This window comes from Bacillus sp. LR--39, assembly GCF_053613335.1.
Window position 1 is genome coordinate 1 of record NZ_JBSIOT010000438.1, and the last position, 966, is coordinate 966.

A 966-nucleotide genomic window follows, 5' to 3' on the forward strand; every position below is an offset into this window, starting at 1 on the left:
GATGATTGCCGTTTTGTCATGAACGGCATAGTCACAAAAACCACCCGACTGAGAAACGACAGTCAGCACACCTTGTTCCATGCTTTCTTGCGCGGCAAGCCCAAACGGTTCATAAGAACTAGGGAAAACAGCCATTTCACAGTGAGACAGTAACGTTCTGATGTCTTTCCTATTGAGAAACGGCAGGAACATAACGCGATCCTTCAGGTTATATGACGCAGCCAATTTCTCATAGCAGGACAGAGACGGCCCCTCCCCAGCCAGCACTAGATAGAGGTCAGGCTGACGCTGCTTCAAGATGGCAAACACCTTTAACAGCTGCGAAAATCCTTTTTCCGGAACAAACCTTCCATATGAAAAGAGAAATCTTCTATTTATGCTTCTTTGGATTTTCCCCTTCTCTTCCTCCATAGATGCAGGGCTTGGGATAACGGTTATTTTTTTATGTGCCGCCTTATTAAGAGACCGCTTCATAAATGTGCTTAATACGATCAATGCATCAGCGGATTCTATAAGGAGCCGTTCGGTCTTGAGCCTGTATGGGTGTGGGGCTTCTCGGCACACCTTCTTCCTTTCGCTTTCAAGACCGTGGATTGTCGCAGCAAGCGGAAGGCCAAGCCGTTGTTTCAAATACTGGGCGGCAGGGGCAGTTGTGTCATCATGGGCATGAATCAGATCAAAGCGTTTATTGTGTGATAACACATGGCGAACCATTGTAAAGTTAGCATCAGCTATGTAATCTTCAAACTTCGCATACGAAAACAGCTGCCCGCTCGGAGTAAAAACCGTAATGTTGATATGAGGATTTAAATAGGAAATGAGGCGGTTTAAATGGACATCGAGCCCGCTTTTCGGCTCATCGGGATGTTCGGGTGAAAGCATGAGAATGTTCACCGTTCTTTTTCCCCTCTCCCATAACAGGTGTATGCAGAAAATTGCGCCTCCCACCTGGTGTGCGCTTCTTCA

General features: G+C 46.7%; 1 protein-coding gene and 1 pseudogene. Both read right to left on the minus strand.

Annotated elements, in window-relative coordinates; all coding sequences use genetic code 11:
- Positions 1 to 894 (minus strand): glycosyltransferase family 4 protein (locus ACWHAR_RS23890; protein WP_452088042.1); only part of this gene is annotated, 894 nt, incomplete at its 3' end.
- Positions 891 to 966: pseudogene (locus tag ACWHAR_RS23895) on the minus strand (hypothetical protein); the annotation flags it as partial. The pseudogene ACWHAR_RS23895 and the gene ACWHAR_RS23890, both read right to left, overlap by 4 nt.